The following is a 24,650-nucleotide window of genomic DNA, read 5'->3' as shown; positions in this document are numbered from 1 at the left end:
CTTCAGTGTTAATAATAGTGACTGCCTCTGTGGCTAAGCGAACAACATACTGGTATACAGTAATATCTCCAACTTTTTCTTCCATTTGGATATAGGGCTTGATTGTAATGGGGTTTGCAAGATGACCCTTTTGAATAATTTGTAAGACAATCTCAAAGATCTTTTGGTGTAGCGTTTCAAAAAAATGTTCTGCTTTGAGAAAGTCTGAAACGCGATCGAGTGCATTATTATTAATCAGGATTGCTCCAAGTAATGCCTGCTCCGCTTCAATATTATGGGGAGGTTGACGAAAAGAAGAAGCAAAATTATCTCTTGGATTTTCTGTTTTTAGCATGTTCAGTGTTCTCATTGCTTTCTTTTCCCTTGTCTGGTGCCTCAAAGGTGATTTCTGTGGTGTATCCGCTTTGCTTCTCATAGCAGTGGGTGACGGTCGCGGCTTTCCATGGACCATTGATTTGCCCACGGAACCCTTGAAGGATGAGAGGTTGATCCGCCATGATTTCAGGACGCCCCTCAAGGGTCAAAGAACCACTGCCCACAGCACGACACAACCTGTCCGACTCGGAAGCAGCAGCAGCTCGTGCTTCCTCCTCACAAGTGTAACAAGTGCGAAGACGCCGCACGGGACCGCTAAACCCTGTCTGATGTTTGACTTGGCATTGCTGCCCTTTTGAGCGATCAAAATAAGAAGCTTCAATGGTGCCATATTGCGTACGTGGCTCTAACGTAAATTCCCAGTTGGAACAGTCGTGCTTATGGATGTCGAGTGCTGGTAAATTATCTCCGCTTAAAAACAAAAACTTATTGTCTTTGATTAAAAAACGTGCCCGCATGCGATCGGCAAGGCGGGTTAAAAAATCAACAGCCGATTGATCTGTACGAATCACATAAGGCAAAGTTTGTGTGGTGAACTGAGGACTGACCTTTGCTTGATAGCCATGACGTTTGGCAAGTGTCTCAACAATCTCACCAACAGTTTTGTGATCAAAATGCTCACTCACCTGTTCTTTGAGCTCTTTACGCATCGAGGCACTTTTGCCACAAAGGCGCAAGATCTCTCCATCACTGCCCCCACAACTTACAACCGATTCGACAACAAAACGCCCCATAAATGCACTGATGCTGTTCTCATAGCCAAAAATCACTTGCAGAGTGCTGTTGCTTGAGGAAACCTCTAAATCATTGCCACTATCATCAAACTCTGCTTCAAATGTATCGGATTTATTATACAACACATTGATTTATAATGATAATTTACTGTTTTGTATATTGAATGAGAGACCCGAATATTGTAAGATTCTCTCATTTCAAATCTGTTTATATTGCTGAAGTATTTTTTTCAATTTTTTCCTCAATCGTATTGTGTAAAATTAAAATAATCGGGATAGCCATAAAACAACAGATCAAAATAAATAAGCTAAAAATACATATAAAAGTAAAGATATCAAACTCTCTGCCCCCATCCAATACTTGGATAATGACCTTATCCAACATCTGGATAACAAAGTCTACTGCCAAAATGATAACAAATATGCAGATGATTATTTTATAGTCCTTCGATGAAAGGACCATAACTTCTTTAAACGCTAAAACTTCAGATTCTTTATCAAATGCTGAAGAGACTCCCAAAACCTTATTATCTGGATTTTAAAGTGTCTCATGAAATGGTTATGTTTCTTGTATTGTCATACTGGTCTCATTTTTTTCTTTCATTTTCGGAGCGTGTTTCTGGTGATTCTCCATATCTTTTCCATCTATCTCTTTCCGCTCTTTGACAGTTTCTGTTACACAAAAAACAAAGAGTCCCTATAATAACCATAACGGATATGATGAGTACTATTGCAAATCCCACCGTTCATTCCTTTTTCAATGAAATCGTTGTTCATCATCTCATGCATTTTTCCTCATTTGCATTAATGAACAACTTTGCTGTTTTCTTATCGAGATATTTTCTTCAAATTTTGAAGCCTATTGTTTAAACTATCAACTTCGTGATTGAGCCTTTCAAGTTCTTTATTGAGTCGATCAACATGTCCATGATGTTCAGAAATCACTTCTAAGTAATGTAACATTTGAGACTGATCTTTATGCTTAGTTGCTTCACCTAGCCCTCGAAAGGCTTCTGTCCTTTTCTCAACATGCTCAAATATAGTCAAAACCTTCTCGATACGCTCAAAAACCGCATCATTGCGTTTTAGAGTTGTTTGATATTTATAAGAAAGTTGTTTGTTGTTTGGCATATTTTTCAGCAATGCCAAATAGAGTTCCTGCTGTTCAAGAGCTATTCTCTTCAAGTCGTCTACCATCACATTCAATATTTTTACGGTATCGCTCCATCCCCGTTCAGCATTTTCTTTTTCAAACTTGACTGAATCCAACTTTTGAACAGCATCATCGCGCTCCCTAACCACTGTGGAACAAAATAATTTATCTATACCCGTATAGCCATGCGAGGTAGACAAAAAATATGGTAGCAAAAATATGATAAGCAATAAGCCTTCTCTAAACAGAACTTTTTTTTGTAAACATTTTTTTATTTTTCTCTGAACACAACAATTTAAATAGACATATAAATTCATATCAAAATATTCATAATGAAATTTATTAAATCTATTTTAAATAATCTACAATAAAAATAAAAAATGATAAGTTGTACAACAATTAAATACGCTACACATAGAGTAAATCTATAAAAACTAATTTATTCAAAAGAGTAGCCATGGAATTTTCTATCTAGTTTTATATCTCTAGAGGAGTAATTTAATCTTTTATCCATGACTTTAAAAGAGTTTAATACGATGCTATAAATAATTCAAAAATGATATTTTGATTAACAATCATATTAACAATGGTGAAATAATGAGTAGACAAAACAGATAAACACAACCAATGATATTGAAGGGTATAAAGGCTACTTTTAATATAGCTTTGTTTTTTATCAGCAGCAGTAAAAAGTTTGTGTTTTTTTACAAAGATTGAAATTTATTCATTTTTTATCGTATATTTTATGCTATCTTCCTTAAATTAATTAAAAGATCATAGAGTATTAAACTGATGGAATGCATTTTTCTCAAGCGGCATTTTTAGAGAAATGTTGATTTAATCAGTGAAGACAAACAATGAGCAAAGTTATAATTTGAAAAGACAGTATATAATGTTTATGATCAATGATCTAAATTAGAGACATGAATTGGGGGAGTTTGATCTTTCTTACAGCACAGTAGCTCAAAAAAACAGTAGATAAAGTTTAAAATTCACCATTACCCATCATAAGATGAAAGCTTTCATCCCACGTTTGATTTTTTTAAACTATTTTCTTGTCCTGTCTGTAATATCTAAAGAATATCTTCAAGCACTCATAAGCACTCTTTTAGGTTATCATTTCCATGATCAAAGTAACGGTTATCGAGCTTCCATTCCAGATACTGTTTTGCAAAAGGAAATCGTCATTTCAGGATACAGAAGGATTTATGTATTTAGTCACAATGTATCATGCACCCTTCCTCTTATATCAGGAATTTAATTCTTAATTGTAATGACGGGATTAAAAAGCACCTTGCGAGACAATCTTTTTAATAAATTTTTAATAAATAAAGTAAAGATGAATTCTGAAAAAAACTTTTTTAGACGTAAATTGATACGGAGAAACAGTCAGAAAGAAAGGGGGGGGATTACAAATGTTGATGACTATAAAAAAAGATATCAAAAAATTACCAAAAACCGATTTATGGATCATTTGTGCTATTTCACCTGATCAGCAAAGAGAATGGATCAGTAAATGGTATATAAAAAATAAACAAGCCTCTATAAGTTCTAATTATGTCAATGATCTTGCCGTCCTAGGATCATTTTACAGATCTAGACAAAATGATTGCTATGAAAGCAACAGCCCCACAAGCAACTCCCCTCAAAAGATGACAATCTCATTTATGAGGCTTATGTTGCTCCTCATAATCACTTTAAAATTGCATCATTTCCTTTCATTAATACGCTTTGAAGTCTCATATAGACTAAGGGACCTTTTTAATTTTGGGGTGGTTATGGAAAACAGCTTTCCACTGATCCCTGAATGGGGATATGAAACCGCTACCTTTTCACAGAAAAATATTCTTTTCAGTGGAAATTCTTATTGTACAATCTATGGAACAACACAATGAACAGACCACGCGCCCTTGCTCTCAACTATGGCTCCTATAATGCTGTCCGCATGCTGATCGGCGTTTACCATGCTATTTTTTTAATGTCCATGGGAGTTAGTCTGGCGCAATTAGCTCTGCTTCAGGTTGTCTTTTCCACCACTATTCTGCTGCTTGATTTTCCCTGCGCTGTTTTATCTGACAGATATCGACGTAAATATTCCGTTATGGCTGGGGTCTTTATGACAGGAGTATTTTATATTTTATGCCTTCAAGCTCCCAATATGACAGCACTTATTATTGCGCAAATTCTCTATGCAGCGGGCATTTGCATCATTGTCAGCGCCATTGACGGATGGATTTACCATTCTCTAGGCGATAAACAGGATCACTTTTCGCATTATGCTCATCTCTACCACCAGGTTAACTCTTTTGGAAGTATTCTCAGTGGGATTATAGGCATTGGAACGATCTATTACTCTGGACAATATTTTATGGGATATATCATCTCATGCCTCATGATGGGATTTATTTTTTTGATATTCCTTATTGTTCCTGAAGAAAAGAAAACGACAATTGAAACGTCCAAAACAAAAACAATCTTGCACAATGCCAAGGAAACGCTCTGGATATTTCAAAATACAGTAGGAGGAGCATGGTTTATTTTCCTCATGTGCCTTTTTAGCGCTGGTATTCAGATTATTTATCATTTCTGGCAACCGATAATACTTTCAGGGGGAAAAATTCATCACCTCAACGGTTCGCAAATGCTCGTCTTGATGTGCTGCCATATTGGAGCCTTTTCAGCACAATATTTTTCAAATTTACTGATGTCTAAGTATCATGTTCTTGATAAAAAATATAAGAATTCTATAAAATATTTTTCCTTCTTTTCTGCTCTGATGTGCATAGCGCTCTATTTTTTAGTTCATAGCCATCAAACTGCTGCATCAGTCATCGCCTTCTCTTTAATCCATGGATTTATTTGCACTGTACCGATCGGGGCAAAAAGCTTATTTTTCTCAGAACTTAACCAAAAACAAACGCAACATATTTCTGGTATTGTTGGTGCTGTCTCTTTTAGCGGAAGAATATTTTCAATTACAGTATTGAGTATTATTTCTTTTCTTCCTGCAAAAGTTTCTCCGTCTTACTACCTAATATTACCGACCATTACTTTTTTCATGTGTGGTTTGGTTGTCATGAGATGGATGAAACACTCTCAAAAGTCTCTATGAGAGGAAAACCATAACATTTCACCCACAATGTTTTTTTCTAAAAGAAATCGATACTTTTTTGAGAGCATTGCCACATCCAACTTTCAATATACAATGCAAATATAAAGCAACACATTGATTTATAATCATAATATACCAAACTTGAATATTGTAAGATTCTTTCTTTTCAATCTATTTTTATGGTTGAAACAATCAAAATCATTTGCTTGCACATCATAAGTGGAGAAAGCCGTATAGATAAAAACAATTTAGAAAAGAAAAAATGCCTTTTATGAACTCTCATAGTTAAAATCTATAACAACAGGAAGGCAGATATATAATATGCCTCTTTGCATCTTCATAAGTATACAAATGGTGTGGCTTTATAAGGCTTTATGTGTCTCACAGAAACTTTTGTGTTTTATACCATTTACGAGGTGGCGTCGCAAAATGGGCTTATACACATTGCAAAGATATCTCTTTAAAACAAGTGCATAAATTGGCAACACAAGTATATTTGTGTTTAGAACATGCTTTTTATATGAGAGGCATAATCCCAACGGAATAAACAAAAGCGTGAGATACGCAATCTTCATTATTTAAAAGACACGACCATAGAGATTCATGAAAGTTGTAAAACTGAATTAATAAGATGATGATAAAAATGGGAGCTCATTTCCATCTTTTCCGCTTTCATATTTTTTTCAAAATTAAAAGATCCTTCCGTTTTTAGAAATAACTCGCTAACAGATATATACAATATTTTCTCCCCTATTTGATATATAAAAGCTGACATAACCGATAAAGCAGTAAACCATCTTAAATATTGATCTCAAATATGCCGTTGTATAAGGAATAGGTGTTGATTGACACGCAAAAGCAAAAGCTTAGTAAAACAACGTCATAAAATAATAAATATGCCACCAAACGATTGAAACGACATAGGGAGATCAAAAACACTTTGTAGAACCAAATCCGTAACATATCTAGCTTTACGGCCGCTTATTCTTACAAACGTTCATGCTGCTCCCCATATCCATAAAATAAATAAGCAATCCTTAGCTAAAAAATATGCAACGTCAATGTGATTGCTATAACAGAGCTTCGCTTTCTCCTTTATCAACAATAGCAATTTACATGAAACATCTTGCGCTTAAAATATCCCCCATTGGTTTTGCTTTAGTTTACACCATTAGAAAAGAAATTTTTGTAACTTGTTTCATGAAACATAAAATTAAAAATCAACACAGGAATTAAGAAAATGAGCAACCACACGCGCTGCTAATACAGGTATTACAATTTCGCACATAAATTTAGATAGAAGGAAGATAAAATAGCACCACTCTATAGCAGAGTAGCTGATAGAAAACGCCTAGCAAGAAAAGAAATCAAAAAACTTCACAAAATTGAGATTGGTAGAAAAGCAAATGAGCACAAATCACTGAAAACAAAATTCCTATACACAATCAACTGCTTTTATAACAATAGATGGCGGAGAGGAAGAGATTCGAACTCTCGAGAGCCTTTTGAGCCCTACTCCCTTAGCAGGGGAGCGCCTTCGACCACTCGGCCACCTCTCCAACAGAGAGGCATAAATGGTATCAACAGAAAGTTCAAGACATTTTCGATTTTTTTCCCAAATATCTGAAAATTTTTCTCCTATTGATCCCATAGGGAGCAAAAGTTAATAAAACAAGAATTGTGTCTTTTTTACCACAGCATCTCGAATAGTACATATATATATTACAAAAAGGTAATTTCATATTTGAAACTCTAAAAAGATTAGTTATAGCTAAGATAACAAGTGCTGCGTATTTTACTTATGTCTTTGTCCTTAATGCGTTAGGCAAATGGTACTCTTTAGAAGAAATTTAACCGGACCGCGGAGATCCCATATGAATATTAAATCCCTCTTTTTAAGCTCTACAGCAGCTTTTTTAGCAATTTCTGGAGCACATGCTGCTTCAACAGTTATCGCCGAACCCGAACCTGTAGAATATATTCGCGTTTGTGATGCCTACGGAAAAGGATATTTCTATATCCCTGGAACAGAAACCTGCATGCGTTTATCAGGAAATGTTCGTACTGATTTTATAGGCGGTAATAATATCGATGCAACAACCGAAACTGAACTAAGAGACAAAAGAAAAACCTACGGCGCCGCATCACGGCTCACCCTTGTTTTTCAAGCAGCTTCTGAAACAGAAATGGGAACACTTCGTTCATATGCAAGAATTTATTCAAACTGGGGTGATGGTAGAGACAACGCTGCTGCAAGGCTTGCCGCGGCTTACATTGAACTGGGTGGTTTTCGCGTAGGTCTTGATGACACAATTTTCAACAGCTGGACTGGTGATTATGGAGATGTTCTCAATGATGACAGCATAGCGCCTGCTGGCACAACACGCACCAATTTTATTTCCTACACCTTTAATGGTGATTCCGGCTTTTCTGCTATTATCGGCGCTGAATTAGGCAATAATGCAGATTCTCTTCCAGGAATAACAGGATACTACATTGATAAAGATGATAAGCTTGTTTCTATCACTGAGGGTACTCTTCCAAGTAAAGCAATTAAAAATTACACCCCGAATGTGATTTTGGGTATAAAGTTCATGCAAAAATGGGGTGGTTTTTCAGCAGTTGCAGCATATGATGCTTACTACAAAAAGTGGGCTGGAAAAGTACGTGCAGATTTCAATGTCAACGATCGTTTCAATCTATGGGTAATGGCTGGCTATAAAAATGGCCTTGATTACTACACAGTAAATGAAAATGATGAATTATCACGACAAAGCACAACGATTTATGCAAACTGGGGTGGTAAATGGGCTGCTTGGGCGGGTGCCACTTACAAGCTTACTCCAAAAGCAAATTTGAATGCTCAAGTTTCTTATAGTGCTGTAAAAACCTTTGCAACTTCTGTAAATATTACATACACGCTGGTTCCAGGATTTGTGATTACACCTGAATTAACCTATGTTTCTTGGAACGATGATCGCGTTGTGACGGATAAAAATAATGATGAAAAACATTTATTCAATAAGAAAAGTGCTTTTCAAGGTATGATCCGTTTACAGCGTTCATTCTAATCCTATTTAAGCTACAGCTTTTAAAAACTGGCAACATGGTTTGCCAGTTTTTATTTTTGGAATCAAATATCATGAATATCTTTTCCTGATACGTATTGTCTTGTCTCTCGGAAAAAAACGACTTAGTTTCACAAAACTACTCTCAGAAGATTAACCCTGATATGCTTGATAAGAGCACTGCATACGGGCGTTTACACATCACTTCAAACACAATCTCTTCCTTGCCCTTTAAAGCATGAGCAGACCCTTTTGCTTTATGACCAAATTGGTCTTTCTTAGCAATTTACTTCTAACCTTTGTTAATTTAGGTCATGAACTTCTCTGGTCAATTCTGTACTGAACAGATAAAATATTGAAAAAAACAAGACATCATTGTGTTTTTGATATGCCTGAATGTGTCTTCTATCAACACTCTAAAACACAATGTTTTATAACACGGCTTCATTAAAAACTTAATCATCAAGAAACATGCTGTCAAAACGATGCAAATATTCCCTAAAGCAATAAAAGAGAAAAGCGATATATCTTCAAAAAATGAATTGACCTCTTCCCCTTCTAAAGAATAAAGCCTCCTATCAGGAGCAATCTGTAAATACCCCTATTTTTCCTGAACCTACATCACATTGATTTATAATCATAATTTATTATTTTTCATGTTTCAATCAACCAAAACCTTTCACTTGTACAACAAGCGGAGAGAGCCGTGTGAATAAAAACGAGTAAAGAAAACCCTTTTATGAATCGTTTTAAACTCCAAGGGCTATAGTAACATTGAGATCTGACAAAATGTACGATAGTGCTAGGCACTTTTATTAAGCATAAAAATGAGGATACACTTCATAGAGGATTTTAGATTATATTCTCTATAAACGTCGCTGTAAAATATGTGTTGTAATACGCATTAAAAGACATTGCTTTAAAACAAGCATGGAAATATACAACACAAGTCCATTTTATTTGAAGCGTTTTATCCTGCGTAAGGAGCATGCCATCATATACGCAACATCTTGACTTTACGCGTTTTTATAAGGAAGAAAAGAAACCGTAAAATTTAATCTTTGCAAATCATAGAGCTTTCAGAGTTATGTTTCCATAAAACGCCTTATACCGTACAGGGGATTTTTTAAACGATTAATGCCTTTTTTACATAAAGCCCATTGGCAAAAAGCAGCCTCTCTTGATAACAAAAAGGCTTACACGTAATCATAAGCCATATTTTCAATTAAAACGCATTGAATTCACGGAAAATACTTATCAACCAATGCATAAAGAATTGCTGCTGTTTCAACATCTAGAATCCCATCATAATTTTCTTGACGAAAATGAAGTTGAAATGCTCGGATCAAATCTTTGTATCCTGTTTGGGGACACGCAGCAGAAATGTCATATCCATAACATTTTAGCTTCGCCAAAACATCTTCTTTGGGTGGAAAGTTCTTAGAGAATTGCTCTTGATAATGACTTTTTAGTTCATCATCATACCATGCTCCTATACCTGCCTTATAAAGTTCTTTCCATGGAAAAGCTGCTCCTGGATCACTTTTTCTTCCAATGGCAATATCACTATGTCCCACCACATCAGTTGGCATAATATCGGGATACCGTTGAAGAATATTTAAGGCAAGTTCCTTAACGGCATCAATTTGTATTGGATTATAAGGAGGAAATATCCCCCCCTCATCATGATAAGCCATAAAACCAACTGTCTCTTCTGGAGATTCAGAATGACCCGTCGCTAAATTAACGATTTCAATCCCGATAGACGCATCATTGAGATGACTATGCCCAGCCCATGAACTCACACCCGCATGCCATGCACGCTCATTTTCATCGACCAGATTAAAAATACGCATGTCCTTAAAGCCTGCCTCACGATATGTCTGCTCTGAAGGATCAGGAACAAGATAGTGTGCACTAACCTTTTCTCCTGTAAGCGCCATAATCGAGGCTTTAAAATCAAGAGCCGTATAATGCATAACGAGAAAACGAACGCGACGATTAAAACTCTTGACAGAACGATAACTGTTGTAATCAATCTGATACATAAAAGCCCTTTCTTTAGTTGCTTAAAAAGACCACTGCGCACCACAACAGATAGGACACGAACTGTTAAAAATTTCGCAATGAACTTCCTAATCTAGATACTAAGAATTACGCCTAAAATTTGTTCATCAAAAACATTGACACTCTTATCAACAATTAAGACACATTTTTATTTCTCCCCCACACACGCGTAAAATGTTTTTAACCACATTCACAAATACACCGCATTAAATCTTTTCCCCAAACAAATTCCTACAAATTACCAATCGAAAAGAAAACAAAAGCGTAAAATGATCACTCATTAAATCTTCACGTCTTACAGAAAAAATAATTCTTCCTGTTATCAAATTGAAAAATATCGCCCCTCGGAAGCGAACACCCAACGATCATGCAATCACACAAAAACTTAAAGGAAAAATTTTATGAGCTCTTTACAGCAATTTATTATCAGATCACGGAACGGCACATGTTCACAATAAAACTCTTCACGGACATATTGTTCAATAAAATTTGCAAAACTTTCCTGTAAATGACACGACTTCTTGTCTTTTCACACCATCGCTTTTTGATTTACAAAGAATCTCAATTATCTACAACGCTTGAGGCACATGAAGTCTCTGGATTCCTTGTCATAGGCTCCATGGAAGATAATATATTGATTTATAATCATAATTAATCATTATAAATATTGAATGTAGCGAACCTAATATCGTAAAGTTTTTCTTAATCTTGAATCAATCAAAGTCATTTAATGACACATCAAAAGAAAAAATACCCTATAGATAAAAACCACTTAAGAAAATGATCAAAATACTTCTTATAATAGAACGTTTAATAATTTAAGAAATATTGTTACGTCCCCATAGAGGTTCATTTTTTCTTCTCAGTTTGCAAAACTCTTTTTAAGACAGCCCAAGCTGCATATTCTTGTAAGACGACACCTAAAAGTGGTCGCGTATAGGGAAAAGTTACACGATCATCACCATAACCTTTCATCCGTATAGTCATCGTGGCATGTCCAAGGCTTTCTTCTTGATTTTCTAATGTCTCGATAGAAGGCTCTAGGCTCACTTCAACCTCAAGCAGTGGAATATCTTGTTTACCTTTTTCTATGGGCTGAAAATATTCTAAAAGCCGCGGATCATTGGCAGACCAATGAACCTCAACGTGCATTGCTAATTGTTTACAAGCAGTAGTAACTTCTGCACCAACCAAATAGGGATGAAAATGATTTTCAAATTCTTCCACGAAATGTTGTTCCAAGGGCGCTTCTGATTGACCAACAAGCTGTACAAGAACATAGGGGCTTTTCCATAAAAAATGCCGTTCAAAGGGCTCATTTTCAAAATGATCATCCACCCACTGCGCAATTGTACTTTCATCAATTCCAATCAAAGTCCATGCATACCCCGCACGCGATACAGAAGAATATTTCTTCTCATTGTGTTCTAAATAATTCTCTAAAAGCGCAAGAGCCTGTGATGGTGGACCAGGCAAAACAACAAGCGTACTTCCATCGCAAGAGAGATAAAAGCCTGGTGCTGTGCCTGTAGGATTATCAAGCACGGTTGCTGTCTCAGGAAACAATGCTTGACGCGCATTACTCTTATCCACCAAAATCCCTAATCGTTGTAATTGACCTTTTATTGTTTGCCAAACATCTTCATGATGTAGTAAAGGCTGCTTTACAGCTTGAGCAACTCCATCGCGTGTTATGTCATCTGATGTTGGTCCCAATCCCCCACTGATAATGATAAGATCTTCTTGTCCAAGACAAGCAACAACAGTCTCACTGATTTGCTGTAATTGATCAGCACAAACAAAATGACGTGTGACTTGAATATTTCTCTTGTTCAAGCTTTGGCTTAAATCTTGTAAATTCGTATTCAAATATTGTCCTGAAAGGAGTTCATCACCAACAGTGATAATCGCCGCACGACAAACAAAGACAGGCTTCACAAGAGAATTGCGAACAGCTTCAGCCATTTGACAGGTAGAGGCGACACCTCCAAGATCATAGGTAACGGTTTTTCCAGCACGAATAACCTGATCAACACTCTCAGATAATTGTTTTGCTGCATCTTTAAAGCCTAAATGCTCTAAGAGTAAAGCCGTGGTATAAAGCATCGCAGAAGGATTTGCTTTATTTTGTCCAGCAATACGTGGTGCGCTTCCATGAACAGGTTCAAAACAAACAATCTCGCTCCCCACATTCGCATGAGATGCAAGCCCCAATCCCCCCATTATCCCAGAGCCAAGATCAGAGAGAATATTGCCAAACATATTTTCAGCAACAATCACACCAAACCGCTCTGGCTTGGTTGCAATCCACAAAGCAACCGCATCAACATTATGAATATCTGCTTCAATTTCCGGATAGTTTTGCGCAATTTTCTCAAAAATTTCCTGAGCAAACTGACTACTTTCCGGCATAACATTGGGCTTATCAGCAAAAGTAACGCGCTTAAAGCCATATTTCCTCGCATAAGAAAAAGCATATTCAAATAACCGCTCTAAACCAAAGCGTGTCTGCAAACGGACTGTCCACGCAGCTTCCTCAAGCCCATATTTTGTCAAATTTGGATGTTTTAGCCAAACGGCTTTTTCAGGAGAAATACCCCGAAAATCCAATCCAGCATAAAGGCCTTCACTATTTTCTCTGATAACACAAAAATGAAAAGGTTTTCTCGGACCAGAGATGTATCTTACAGGACGTATATTTGCAAACAAACCTAACTTTTGGCGAAGTTGAAGTGCGGGAGCAACATAGGCAAGGTTTTTCTCTTTTAAATGCGGAGCAAGTTCTTTTAAAGCCGCTTCTTTTCTTTTATTGGTCACAGCACCAAGTAAAATAGCATCACTCTGAGTAATTTTTTGCCAAGTCGCTTGAGGGACAGAATCTCCTTCCTGTTTCCAACATTCAAAACCAATATCACCATAAGTCAATTCAATCGGCAATTGAAATTGCTCTAAAACCATCAACGCAGCATCACAAACCTCTGGTCCTATCCCATCACCAGGTAAGACAAGAACTTTCTTTTTCATAGTCCCTCCATCCACTCATCAATGACTGCATCCGTCATAGTAGGATTATCCTCCCACAAACGCGTACCAGCACCAGAGATAAGCTTATATTCATGATTCAGATTATGACTTTTTGTCTGATTATCTACCGTTGCAAGTTGCGACTTTTCTCCCACTAAAGCTAAAAACTTCCCCTTATACTTAACTATTTCATCTCTAGCATCTATTTCTAATAAGAGTTTAAACCCTCTTGTCATGCGTTCAATTGCCACGCTTTTTTGTTTATCGGGAATCTCCAATAAAACTCTTTTTTTCATAATGCCAGAAGGATACATAAAACCATTGAGTATTTCCAAAGCCCCCGATAAATCATTATTTTCTAAGGAGGCAAGAATATCTCCAAGGCGCCGTTGCAAAACCTTATCTGGATAGCCAGGTGCATTCACAGCAAGCACAGCTTGAACATTGGGAAGCTGGGCTGCCAATATTTGTACCAATGTTCCAGCCATAGAAAATCCCACAAGCACTGCGGGTTCTTTAAAATAGCTTTTAAGTTTTTCTGCCATAAAAGATAAAATGTCTACAGCAGAATAATTGAGAACATGAGAACCCTTAGGAAAAAGAGAAAGCGTATCCAGCAGAGTGACAGGGAATCCTTTTGTTGAACATAGCTTTGTCAATGGAGAACAAAAAACACCACCATCCCAAATTGGCATTACAGGAGAGAGAATAATAATAGGAAGTCCCATTGATCAATTCCTCCCCTTATTTTTAAACATGCATTAGAGCCAGAACTTTTCCTACGCAATATAATGAAAATATGTTGAAATTCTATGCTCATATTCTCCCCTCATAATAATCGATTTGTTAAACTCAAACTAAGCTTGTAACAAATTTTAAACCCACTCAATCCAGAAACTTAATAAAAAAATTCATCTAATGTACAGGTGCCCCATTTGTGTAAAACATCAAAAGCATTTCCGCATAATGCTTTCTTTTTATCATTTCACTCAGCTTATTTCTGAAGTCATAAAATGACGCGCTTTTTGAATATAAATGATAAAACCAATCATACAACACACAGCTAACAAAGTTGCCATAGCCCGTGGGCTATGACCAGAGATTTTTCCGATAACCGCTGCACTGAGTGCCGCACTTCCTAATTGCAAAGATCCCATAACACCAGAAGCCGCTCCCGCAGCTTTCGGATGCGATGAAATAGCCAACGCTGTTCCTAACGGCAATAAAAAACCATTTCCAAAAGTAAGAACAGCAATAGCCATAAAACTTGTCACAAGAGGCCATGGGCTTAGATACATTTGCAAAGCAAAAAGCACACCACCTATCACAAAAATAATGTACCCTCTGCCCACAGTCTTTTCCATAGACTCGCGTTCAAAAAACCATCGCGCCAAAAGATTTCCCAGAATATAGGGAAACGAAACACCAATATAGCTATAACTAATGTGTATCGGCGATAACCCCAAAGTCGTGAGTAAAAAAGGCGACTCCACAATATAAGCAAAATAGGCAGCGTAAGAAAAACACGGAATAAGTGCATAAAAAATAAATTGTTTATTTCTGAAAACACCTAAATATGCCTTCATCAATCCTACCGGAGAAAAATGCTGCCGTTTTTGAGGGGGTAGAGTTTCGCTTAGCACAAAACAACATAGCAAAATGGTCAAAAATATAAAAAAGCTTAAAAAGATAAAAGTTGCCTGCCAATGAAAAGCTTGTATCAAAAGTCCACCAATGAAAGGTGCAAGCGCTGGTGACATTCCAATAAAAGGGAAAACAATCAAATAAAGTTTTCCAGCCGCTTTTTTATCCAACAAATCATTGATAATTGCACGACTTAAGACAAGTCCCGCACAAGCACCAAGACCTTGCAAAAAACGTAACACAAGAAAAGCGTGAATATGAACCGTATAAATCACACCAAGTGTCGTAAATAACCACAAGAATAAGCCCAATAGAAGTGTTTTTTTACGCCCAAAATTATCACTCAGCGGCCCATAAATGAGCTGTCCAAGTGCCAATGCCAACAAAAAAACCGCCACTGCACTTTGAATTTGAGATTGTGTCACTTGATAATATTGACGCATATCGCCCAGTGCTGGTAAAAAAATATCGGTAGAAATCAAACCTCCTGTTGATAAACATACGATAAGTATAATGAATGGTAATGTATATTTATGTTTCATCAGGAAAGTCACATTTCTTAAATTTAAAAATATTTAAATTTTACGTTTATAGAAAAATAATAATTTATATTTATAAATATAAAGCTATTTTAACTTTATCCACAGGGAATAAAATAATCAATTTTCTTTATTCTTTTACTTTATTCGAGAATAATTCAGCTTGTTGATACATAAATCCAGTGTATGATCCGCACGCACACACTCAACACGTAAATAAACACTTAGTGCTTCACTTTATAATTAATTTTAAAGCATAGCAAATCGCAATTTTAAAACTATACGCAAAAGAAGCTAAAAGATCAAAACTCTCCTTCAGAGATATATTTCCCAATCCGAAATAGCGCATTTTGTTGTATTCATGTTGCCCTATCTTCATCAGCTTTTTTCATTGATATCATCAACAAAAACGCTCCCAAACACTATCCCTCTCCATGACAACAACATCACTTTCCCGACAACATCTTTTATCAGAAGTGGTTTACAACGCTCAAAGAAAAAAGAAGCCACAAACTCCCTTTCCTCAAAACTCCCCACGCAAATATTATTGTAACAATACAGCATATAATAATGGCTCATGGAGAAGTCTTTATCAACACAAATAATTGAGCAAATAAACTTAATAGCCCACTAATATCATCCACTAATATCATAAAGCAAATTGTGCTTCTATCTCGCTCTAAAATCTAAATTCATCTTGTCCATTTTGTTAGAATTTCATTCTACATAGCCAGCACAAAGTTTATTGCCTAAGCTATTGACAAACATGCTATAATAAAAATTTGATAAATCATTCTGCATCTAATTTAGAAAGCAAGGAGAAGCTAGTAATGAATATAACAGAACGAGCCATGTAGCAATTACTTGTACCTATTAAAGTGGAAGGAAAGACATACACAGAAATCACCTTACGCCGCCCGAAATTTAAAGACTTAAAAGCAATACAGAGCAAAGAAGGTGACGAGCAATCAATTGAAATGATCGCATGTCTTTCAGGGTGGTCCTATAATGCCATCAGTAAACTTGGTGTTCGTGATTTTTTAAACATTAAAGACATTGACGGGCCTTTAATAAAAGAATGACTAAAAGAGTTTGATAAAATGCTAAACAAAGTAAATGCACCCATAAAAAGCATAATGGATGAATGTATTTTAATCGACAGTAAACCCGAAAAACGCACAAGTAACCTTTACACAAATACATTTGAAACAGAAGACATGAACAACTGCAAATGCAAAAGTGAAAACCTGTAGCACCTATGAACCGATTACAGTTCATAATCCCTACGTCATAAAGGTGGAACGCATGACCTTTACAAAAGGCACTTTCTTAGTACAAGATGGTCCATCGAACCAAATTTATCTCTCAAATCAAAGTGCTCTTACATCGTATAAAAAAACTGCGGGCGAAACTAAAAAACAACCTTTGGAGAGAATCTCAAAACTTTTGGACATTGTCTCAAAACTTTTCAACTTTCCTCTCTGGTTTTGGGAGTTTTTACTCAAAGAACTTAGAAAATTTTTCTAGCATTGTTTTGATATAGAGCAATAAGAGAAGGAAAAACAGCTTAGAACACTAATGTTTCTTCCTTCTCTTTTATCTCTCATAGCTTTTTGAATTGAATACTTTTGATATTTATTTTGAATAATTGAAGCATTCTTTTAATTATAAGTACAATATAAAAAACTAAAATTTTAGAAGACGCGCTGTTTTTACAAAAAAATGAATAATAAAATAAAGACTCCAGAATTTTACTTTTTACCTTCAAACATAATCAATGATGGAAAAGCGTTTACAAAGTTTTCCTCAAGCAGTATCTGGGACATTACTTGAAAGAAAAGCATTAAGAGAGCTTACTTTTAAGCTAAGGGGGAAAGATTAAACTTCACAACGACATTCAATCTTTTAAACATTGCAGTACAGAACGGGAAAAGAGAGCCATACCCCCATAGACCGGTTACCCCCCCATCAACTAAAATTCTCGATAAACTGGTATTATCAGTTCTAGACTGGAGTCATGTAAGAAGAATTTTAAGTTAATGATCACCGTCTTGTTTTCGATGTTTTCTGTCCTTTTTGGCGCATATCTATTCACTTTTGGAACATAATTTGCAAAAAGGCATTGTATCTCCAGCATATTCAAGGAGATAAAACATGGAAACTCGCATTCCTGAAAACACACCATTCGAGACGAATTTTCTAGGAGAAACGTCTCTAGAAGAAAAATATTCACTCTTTCACACACCCATTTCATGGTCCGCAATCTTTGCGGGACTGGTGACGGCTCTTGCCACCTCAATCTGCCTTTCTTTTCTGGTCGCCGCTTTAGGCTTAAGCCAAATGGATTTCACCTCTTCAACCCCATTTGAAGGCTCTTTCCTCTCCTTTGGCGTGGGCTCTGTTATCGTTACACTGATTAGCCTAGCCTTGGGAGGCTTTGTAGCTGGACGTTTTGCTGAAACCTCAGGGACTCTTCATGGCTTTCTCACCTGGGCTCTCATAACATTGCTGATGACCCTCCAAGCCATCCACGTGGTTTCTAGTACAGCAAAGATAGGAGCTAAAACGGCTCTAGAAAACAGCTCCATGGTCCAACAAACCGTGGACAGCCTCAAAAACAATATTTCCCCCATACTTGCAAACTTAAACAGCGAAAGTCTTGAAAAGTTTTTTGCAAAAAATAGTGACAATGGCATCAATTTTGACCAGCTTTCGAGTGAATTGCGCACCCTTCTCAATAAAAGCGACATTCCTGCTCTCAACCCTGATCGCTTGAAACAAACCTATCAAGCTGCACTCAATGATATTGGTTCTGCGATAACAGCTTTCAAAAATGATCCTTCTTACTATCGCACCACTTTAAAAAATCTTGGTGAGCGTCTGTCTGATCGTGTAGAAGATCTCACGACAAAATTTGATCGAAGTGATATCATCAAGGCCCTTGTGACCGATGGCATGTCCCGTGCGGATGCACAAACAGCAGCCAACCGTGCCGTCCAACTTTATCAAAGAGCAGAGGAAAAGACCGAAAAAGCCATCAAAGTCCTTGAAGAACGGGCAGAAACACTCTCAGACAATCTTGAGGATACGATCAAGGGCGCCAAAAACACTGCGACTAAAGCCACAAAAACAGCCTCCAATATGGAGTGGTGGGGCTTTTTAGGCAGTCTGGTAGGCGCCATTATTTCCAGTGTTTTTGGCTATTATGGTTATAGAAGCCGTAAGGACACTTTCATGCTTTAAAACGTCTACCTTTAAAGCAAATACATAAAAAGCTGCACTATACGTGCAGCTTTTTTGCAAAATCTTCTGATTGTCTTTTTGTATTATTGTCTCTCTCATATCAGACAACTTCACCAGCCCATCATCCTTAATACTCCCCTTTAAAAAAACATAAGGAGCTGGTCATTGCTGCCAATAGGCATTGTGCTTGTTTTGGAAAAGAGCTCTGAAAACTTCCTTTCTCAACTGATCATCAAGAAAAACTATACAAAGCATGGGATATACCATAAACACGTAGAAGAAAATTGTACCTTATAACCTCTTGGGGAGGAGCATTGTGACAAAGAAAAAATCCATGATTTTCGCTAAAACAGGACTTTTCCTTGTTTTGGGCTTTAGCAGCTTTGCCGATGAAACAGCACAAGTTACATTTGCTCTACACTTAGCAGAAAGCACAGCATCTATTTCAATGCTGCTGTTTGCAGGGCTTGTCGGGGCAATTTGTGCCGGACCAATTGCACCACGCCTCTTGCATCGCTTCCAACCAGCGCGAACAGTACCCATTGTTTTATTGTTTGAAGCACTCTTCATAGCCGTTGCCGCAATCGCCAACCAATTTTGGGTTTACATTGCACTTTCTTTCGCACTAGGTTGTGCTGGTTCACTCTTTTGGTCTGCTATCCTCGTTTCCGTCCCAGAATTTGCAACCAATGATCAGCAACTAGATCGACTAAACCGCGTTATCCAAACAGTTCGTAATCTTGGCTACATTGCCGGACCACTGCTAGGGGGTGTATTGTATGGAATATCAAATGGGCAAAAAGGGCTCTTTGCACTATCCATCATGGTTCTTTGTGCTACCTTTATCACTCTCTTCTGTTTTAAAAGTTTAAAAATACATACACAAACGACAAACACAACACAGCAAGCCAAAAAAGGGCTAGATTTAACGGGTCTCTTGCGTAAAAAAAATGTTGTCTATGCTCTTTCTCCCCTCATCATTACCATCATCCTCACCTCTGCTCTCAACGTCTTATCGATTGTCCGCATCCGCACGGAGCTGTACTTCAGTGCAGAAACCTATGGGGTAATCACAAGCATGTTAAGTCTTGGCCTCGTGGTTGGTCCACTCTGTTTCTCCAGCCTTTTTCATCGCTTTGGCAATGCCGCTGGTGCATCACTTGCCGCTGCAATAATTGGCTTTGCAATTTTCTGCTTTTCCTTAACAAACTTCACATGGCTGATGATGCTATCATTTTTCATCCTTGGGAGTGCCAATGGTGTACAAAATGCTCTAATGGCAAGTTTTATGATGAAAGCCATTCAGAAAGAACATCGAAACAACCAAATGCCCGCCTATATCTTTATCATACAAACAGCGGTGTGCATTGGCTTTCTAGGAGCCGGTTTTGTAAAAGTGCATCACACCCAAAGCACACTGTTTATCATTGGCATCGCCACAATGATCGCAGGCATATTAGGTTTTATCATAAACCGCACTATGCAAAAAAAGGAATATGATAATGGTTAACGAACTTTACTATCTTTGCTCTCAGGCAAACCAAACCCAAAAATGGCATGACAATCACCCCTCGATGAAATCGTTGTATCTCCCATACAACCCCACACAAACCAATAAGACTTTGATGAACCACTCTTGAGTGTGGAAGAGCAAACAACCCCAGCAAACAACCATTGCCAAAACTTGATATTTCAAAGCAGAAGAAACCGGTTTAACATCATGCAACAAGATCCTATGGGCTTAAACTTTTACAATGGAACAGGCGGTTATGTATGGCAACTTGCAGACTATATGCGACATGATTGTCATGAGAGCTCCCACACACTTGAATTGCAAAAACCAACACCACCTATAGCCATCAATTCTTTCGCTGTCTACCCACGTGAACTCAATCCTTTATCACACATTCAATGGGCAAAAGATGTACAAATAATAAAAAACAAACCAGCACTCATTGGCAAACGGCAAATACAACCCATCACCATTGTTTCTACAAAAGGAGCGACATTTGGCGGATTCGACTTTCCCACATTTGAAGCACTTCGTGAAAGCTGCCTTGTCCAATCACTGAGAGAAATACAATTCAATGGTACTCTTCTTGCCTCTGGGAGTCTTTTGATATCACTTTTACAACACGGGTCTCATTCAAACAAATCAACAAGCCTTTTCACCAGATCATGCAACCGCTCTTTTACGAGAGCCAACAGTATTATCATAGATTCTTCTCTTGACACTCTTGCCATTAATCAACTCAATGGGCGTACAATCCACCTGAATGAAAAAACCAACCCTCTCTTGCAAAAAGCCACAACCAAAATGCACATTCAACACCCCATAGAACAAACAACCACGTTTTTTGTAAAAGCAGAAATAATGATAAGGATCAAAAGATGTCCCTGATAAGCCCCGATATGGGAACAGAAAATAGTGCACAGCTCATTTATGCGCTCATTCAAATGGCAAGACCGCGCACAGTCATTGAAATCGGTGCTGGTGATAGTACGTGCTTTATCGCAAAAGCACTGCAAAAAGCAAAACAAGCATGGCAACAAGATAAAAAACTTTTAGAATCTTCCACCAGGGAAGAGCGTACAGCTTTGCTTGACCCTTCAGGAATCCTTGAGAATTACGAACCACGGCTTATCACCATTGATGATTTTTCAGCAGAAGGCCAATCAGCCGAAGAAGCATGGCAAGAACTGCTTCAAGACGGTATTGAAAAAGACATGGTAACATTTATCCATGAGAATTTCTTCTCTCTCGATGATGAAACGCTCAAATCTTGGGGACCAATAGATTTTGTTTGGCTTGATGCTGGAACGCCCGCAGATGATGTGCGATTTGTTATAACCCTTTGGGAACACATCACCGCTGGTGGTTATCTTTGTCTACATGAACCAACAATGACCACAACAATTGCTCACAATAGCGAACAACGGGTTCGACGCGTCAGAACTCCCATCTGGGAAGAAATTCTCTACCGGCTTGATGGCTCCTATGAAGCTTTAACACTCCCCGAAAACCACAAATATCGCCAAAGTGGTCTGGGGATTATTCGCAAACGCACCTCTGCCGAACAAATTGTACGCGCACAATCGCTCCAAGCAGAACTCATAGAAATCAATGAAATTCCCATTCGCAATGATATTTTGCCCATGGGGAAAGAAACCCTTCACAAACGCAATACCCGCAATTCACTGATCTCTGCCATGACCTCACCGACACTGCGCGCTGTTTATGCCGCCATTATCCTTGGTGCAAAAAATCTTACTGATATCCTCAAACATGTCGATTCAGATGCCAAAAACATTCACAAATCCATCAGTCGCCTTTTGAATCTTGGACTTATTCACAACACAACAGAAGGATTTCAAGCCGAAGAGACAGTGTGGAAAATGCTAGAAAATAAACATGAGCGAAATAGGGAAAATTTAAGCGACCGCCATTTAGAAACAGAAGAGATGCTATCAAAAATTGGTGAAGCCTTTCAAAAGGAAAAAATCTATAGCGAAACGGAAGTTTCCAAGATATGCAACCTCTTTACGATAGACTTTGCCCGATTACGACGCACTCTTGTTGAGAGAGGTTTTTTACAACGCCATGGAGGCAAATATCAACGCATGCGCTAAAAGAGATTTGAAAAATGATTAGCGAACTCTATCGTTTTTCTTCTCTATTTCAAGAGAATGAATAACCTTCCACTAAAAAAATATAATTTCATTAAAAGGTTACAAAATCATTCATCCCATTCATATGTTGACAATCTATGGGGGGATAGTACATCCTCTTCATAAAGGATAAAATGGAAAAGCAAGAATGCGGGGTGCCAATTGGTTATCAAAAAGGATTGGGAATAGTCAAAATCATCAGGAGAAGATATAGGATCAAGGTCTCAATGATCTTACGGTTGTTGCGCGAACATCAGGGCACAGTATTCTTGCTCAATCCAAATCATGCTCGATATTTCTAAAAACATCGTAGAAAAAACAATATTCTTGCATTGGACTGGCTGGTGAATCAAGAAAGATCCTATTTCAACGAAATGTGCACAGCAGAAACAGGGCTGACAAAACTTCCTCAAGAGATACAACAAAATGTATTTGATCATTTAACGACACTTCTATGGAAATTCCATGGGCAAAAATAAAATAACTTTTTTCATCTATAGCACAGTTTTTCTTTCTGAATTTTCCTTTTTCTTTGTACTCCCTTTGCTTGGAAACTCTTCTCTCATAACTGCTGCCAATGTCGCTTTTTATCTCGCTGGATCAGTAATCCTTGAAAGCATTCTCATGGTAACCACAACGGGTTTATTAGAAAGATTTTCGCGTAAACTCTTAATGGCTAGCGCCTTTATTTTAAGGAGTAGCGCTTTTGTGTGCATTATCCTATCGCTCACACCTTCTGCATGGTTGATCTTTTTTACCTTAATGGCTTTTTCGAAAGCAGTTTCAAAGCCATTTTTGAGAGAAATTTTATCAGAACATCTCAATGAAAATGCTCTTAAACGCGCATTAACTCTCTATTCTTTTTTTCAAAATGCTGCTGTCGTTATCGCCCCTCTTGTTGCAACGAGTGCCATAAAATACAACGCATCAACCTTCTTAATGGCTTTTTTTGCACTCATTGGTTTGTATCTTTGTGTTCTATCCATTCAAATTGTTTATCATTACCCACATAAAACATTATCTCTTGAAAAGAATAAAAAAACAAAAAAAGCTCTTCTTTCTTCTTTAAAAACAATAATACATAATCGTTCTATTGCTTATTTGCTGGTCACGGCTTTGCTTTGTGCATTCCTCATGGGAATTTTCATCACCACCACAACACTTCTCAATAAATTTGACAGCAATCTCGCCCCTTATAGTGGAATTTTCTTTTCAATTGTTGGCATCAGTATTTGTATCTGGCAGGGGGTAATCAATAAACATCTCACCCTTTCCGATAAAGCAACTTTTTATCTGCTCTGCTTTATGGGAAGTTTCGCTGCATTTTTCCTCATAGGTGGGGTCTTTACCGCTGTGATTGCGTTAATTGCCTACAGTGTCTATGAATCTGTCATGATTCCAGAGATATACTATCAAGCAGGGAAAACAACCTCATCCCTCTCTGCCAGTGTTCTTTTTAGTTATATTCTTGTTATTTCAAATATTGGCCAAGCTGCCGGCTCATGGACAAGTGGATGGATCATCAGCCATTTCAACAATCATATCGCTTTCACCTTTTGCATGATTGTTGGTGCCTCCGCCTTTGCTTCTTGCCTTTGCCTCATGCAAACGAAAAAATAAGCAGCTTCCATGTCACATATCATTTTTGCTACTGGGGGCACAACAAGGGTGCCCAAAACACTTCGCCATAAATGGCTCAATTATGAGTTTGTAATACAATCTGCGGCAAAGAAGCTCGAAACGGTCTTTAAAGATTGCTCTGTAAGGCTCCGTTGCCAATTGCCTCATAGCATAAAGTATTATGGGGGCAGACAAGCGTAAGGTAGCTACATTCTGCACGAATAATATTCTATTGATATCCATGTGCAACACAGCCAAAGCATTTTTTTATAATTCGCTCATTAAGGATTTTGAACTAATCAATCTCAAGCCTCGCCATGCGCGTTTAACTTTTAATGCCGCCCATTCCCTCTCAATTTATATCTTAGAGCTCATGGATCAGCCATAATAAAAAACCATATC

At 37.5% G+C, this 24,650-nt stretch carries 15 protein-coding genes, 1 tRNA gene and 1 pseudogene; 9 read left to right on the top strand and 8 right to left on the bottom strand.

Annotated features, from left to right (window positions below):
- From PVV63_RS08790 to PVV63_RS08780, 3 genes and pseudogenes are all read right to left on the bottom strand, one after another.
- Window positions 1–349 (bottom strand): DnaB-like helicase N-terminal domain-containing protein (locus PVV63_RS08790; protein WP_273791540.1); only part of this gene is annotated, 349 nt, incomplete at its 3' end.
- A pseudogene (locus tag PVV63_RS08785) lies at window positions 306–1,226 on the bottom strand (phage late control D family protein); the annotation flags it as partial. The gene PVV63_RS08790 and the pseudogene PVV63_RS08785, both read right to left, overlap by 44 nt.
- Window positions 1,227–1,937: 711 nt before the next feature.
- Entirely contained in the window at window positions 1,938–2,579 is a 642-nt protein-coding gene (locus PVV63_RS08780; protein WP_273791539.1) for a hypothetical protein, read from the bottom strand.
- Between the two features lie 1,574 nt (window positions 2,580–4,153).
- Here PVV63_RS08780 and PVV63_RS08775 point away from each other — a divergent pair.
- Window positions 4,154–5,374, top strand: a complete 1,221-nt coding sequence (locus tag PVV63_RS08775; protein ID WP_273791538.1) for an MFS transporter — start codon at window positions 4,154–4,156, stop codon at window positions 5,372–5,374.
- Between the two features lie 1,468 nt (window positions 5,375–6,842).
- Here the strand turns inward: PVV63_RS08775 and PVV63_RS08770 are convergent.
- Window positions 6,843–6,933: transfer RNA gene (locus PVV63_RS08770), tRNA-Ser, on the bottom strand.
- A gap of 315 nt (window positions 6,934–7,248) precedes the next feature.
- Between PVV63_RS08770 and PVV63_RS08765 the strand changes: the two genes are divergently transcribed.
- The gene (locus tag PVV63_RS08765; protein ID WP_273791537.1) at window positions 7,249–8,445 is read left to right on the top strand and encodes a porin; all 1,197 of its coding nucleotides are present in this window, start codon (window positions 7,249–7,251) and stop codon (window positions 8,443–8,445) included.
- Between the two features lie 1,238 nt (window positions 8,446–9,683).
- On the opposite strand, the gene PVV63_RS08760 is transcribed toward PVV63_RS08765, so the two are convergent.
- From PVV63_RS08760 to PVV63_RS08745, 4 genes are all read right to left on the bottom strand, one after another.
- Entirely contained in the window at window positions 9,684–10,490 is an 807-nt protein-coding gene (locus tag PVV63_RS08760) for an N-acetylmuramoyl-L-alanine amidase (RefSeq protein WP_273791536.1), read from the bottom strand.
- A gap of 868 nt (window positions 10,491–11,358) precedes the next feature.
- Window positions 11,359–13,533, bottom strand: a complete 2,175-nt coding sequence (locus tag PVV63_RS08755; protein WP_273791535.1) for an isocitrate/isopropylmalate dehydrogenase family protein — start codon at window positions 13,531–13,533, stop codon at window positions 11,359–11,361.
- A complete protein-coding gene (locus PVV63_RS08750; protein WP_273791534.1) occupies window positions 13,530–14,261 on the bottom strand; it encodes an alpha/beta fold hydrolase in 732 nt (243 codons plus the stop codon). The genes PVV63_RS08755 and PVV63_RS08750 overlap by 4 nt, the downstream gene beginning before the upstream one ends.
- 261 nt (window positions 14,262–14,522) lie before the next feature.
- Window positions 14,523–15,719 carry a multidrug effflux MFS transporter gene (locus PVV63_RS08745; protein ID WP_273791533.1) on the bottom strand — a complete coding sequence of 399 codons (1,197 nt, stop codon included), beginning with the start codon at window positions 15,717–15,719 and terminating at the stop codon, window positions 14,523–14,525.
- Between the two features lie 875 nt (window positions 15,720–16,594).
- Here PVV63_RS08745 and PVV63_RS08740 point away from each other — a divergent pair.
- From PVV63_RS08740 to PVV63_RS08710, 7 genes are all read left to right on the top strand, one after another.
- Window positions 16,595–16,798 (top strand): phage tail assembly protein, encoded by a 204-nt coding sequence (locus PVV63_RS08740; protein WP_404977285.1) that lies wholly within the window; start codon window positions 16,595–16,597, stop codon window positions 16,796–16,798.
- Between the two features lie 223 nt (window positions 16,799–17,021).
- Window positions 17,022–17,243, top strand: coding sequence for a hypothetical protein (locus PVV63_RS08735; RefSeq protein ID WP_273791532.1), 222 nt, complete (start codon window positions 17,022–17,024; stop codon window positions 17,241–17,243).
- Window positions 17,244–17,870: 627 nt separating this feature from the next.
- Entirely contained in the window at window positions 17,871–18,959 is a 1,089-nt protein-coding gene (locus tag PVV63_RS08730) for a DUF3792 domain-containing protein (protein ID WP_273791531.1), read from the top strand.
- A gap of 316 nt (window positions 18,960–19,275) precedes the next feature.
- Window positions 19,276–20,469, top strand: a complete 1,194-nt coding sequence (locus tag PVV63_RS08725) for an MFS transporter (RefSeq protein ID WP_273791530.1) — start codon at window positions 19,276–19,278, stop codon at window positions 20,467–20,469.
- Window positions 20,470–20,679: 210 nt separating this feature from the next.
- A complete protein-coding gene (locus PVV63_RS08720; RefSeq protein ID WP_273791529.1) occupies window positions 20,680–21,360 on the top strand; it encodes a hypothetical protein in 681 nt (226 codons plus the stop codon).
- Entirely contained in the window at window positions 21,351–22,589 is a 1,239-nt protein-coding gene (locus tag PVV63_RS08715) for a DUF2087 domain-containing protein (protein WP_273791528.1), read from the top strand. Before PVV63_RS08720 ends, PVV63_RS08715 begins: the two co-directional genes overlap by 10 nt.
- A gap of 504 nt (window positions 22,590–23,093) precedes the next feature.
- The gene (locus PVV63_RS08710; protein ID WP_273791527.1) at window positions 23,094–24,248 is read left to right on the top strand and encodes an MFS transporter; all 1,155 of its coding nucleotides are present in this window, start codon (window positions 23,094–23,096) and stop codon (window positions 24,246–24,248) included.
- Window positions 24,249–24,650 lie beyond the last annotated feature (402 nt).

The organism is Bartonella sp. CM31XJBT (assembly GCF_028618555.1).
In the GTDB taxonomy this organism is placed as follows: Bacteria; Pseudomonadota; Alphaproteobacteria; order Rhizobiales; family Rhizobiaceae; genus Bartonella.
The sequence above is the reverse complement of the archived record's forward strand: the minus strand, read 5'-3'. Positions and strand labels throughout refer to the sequence as shown.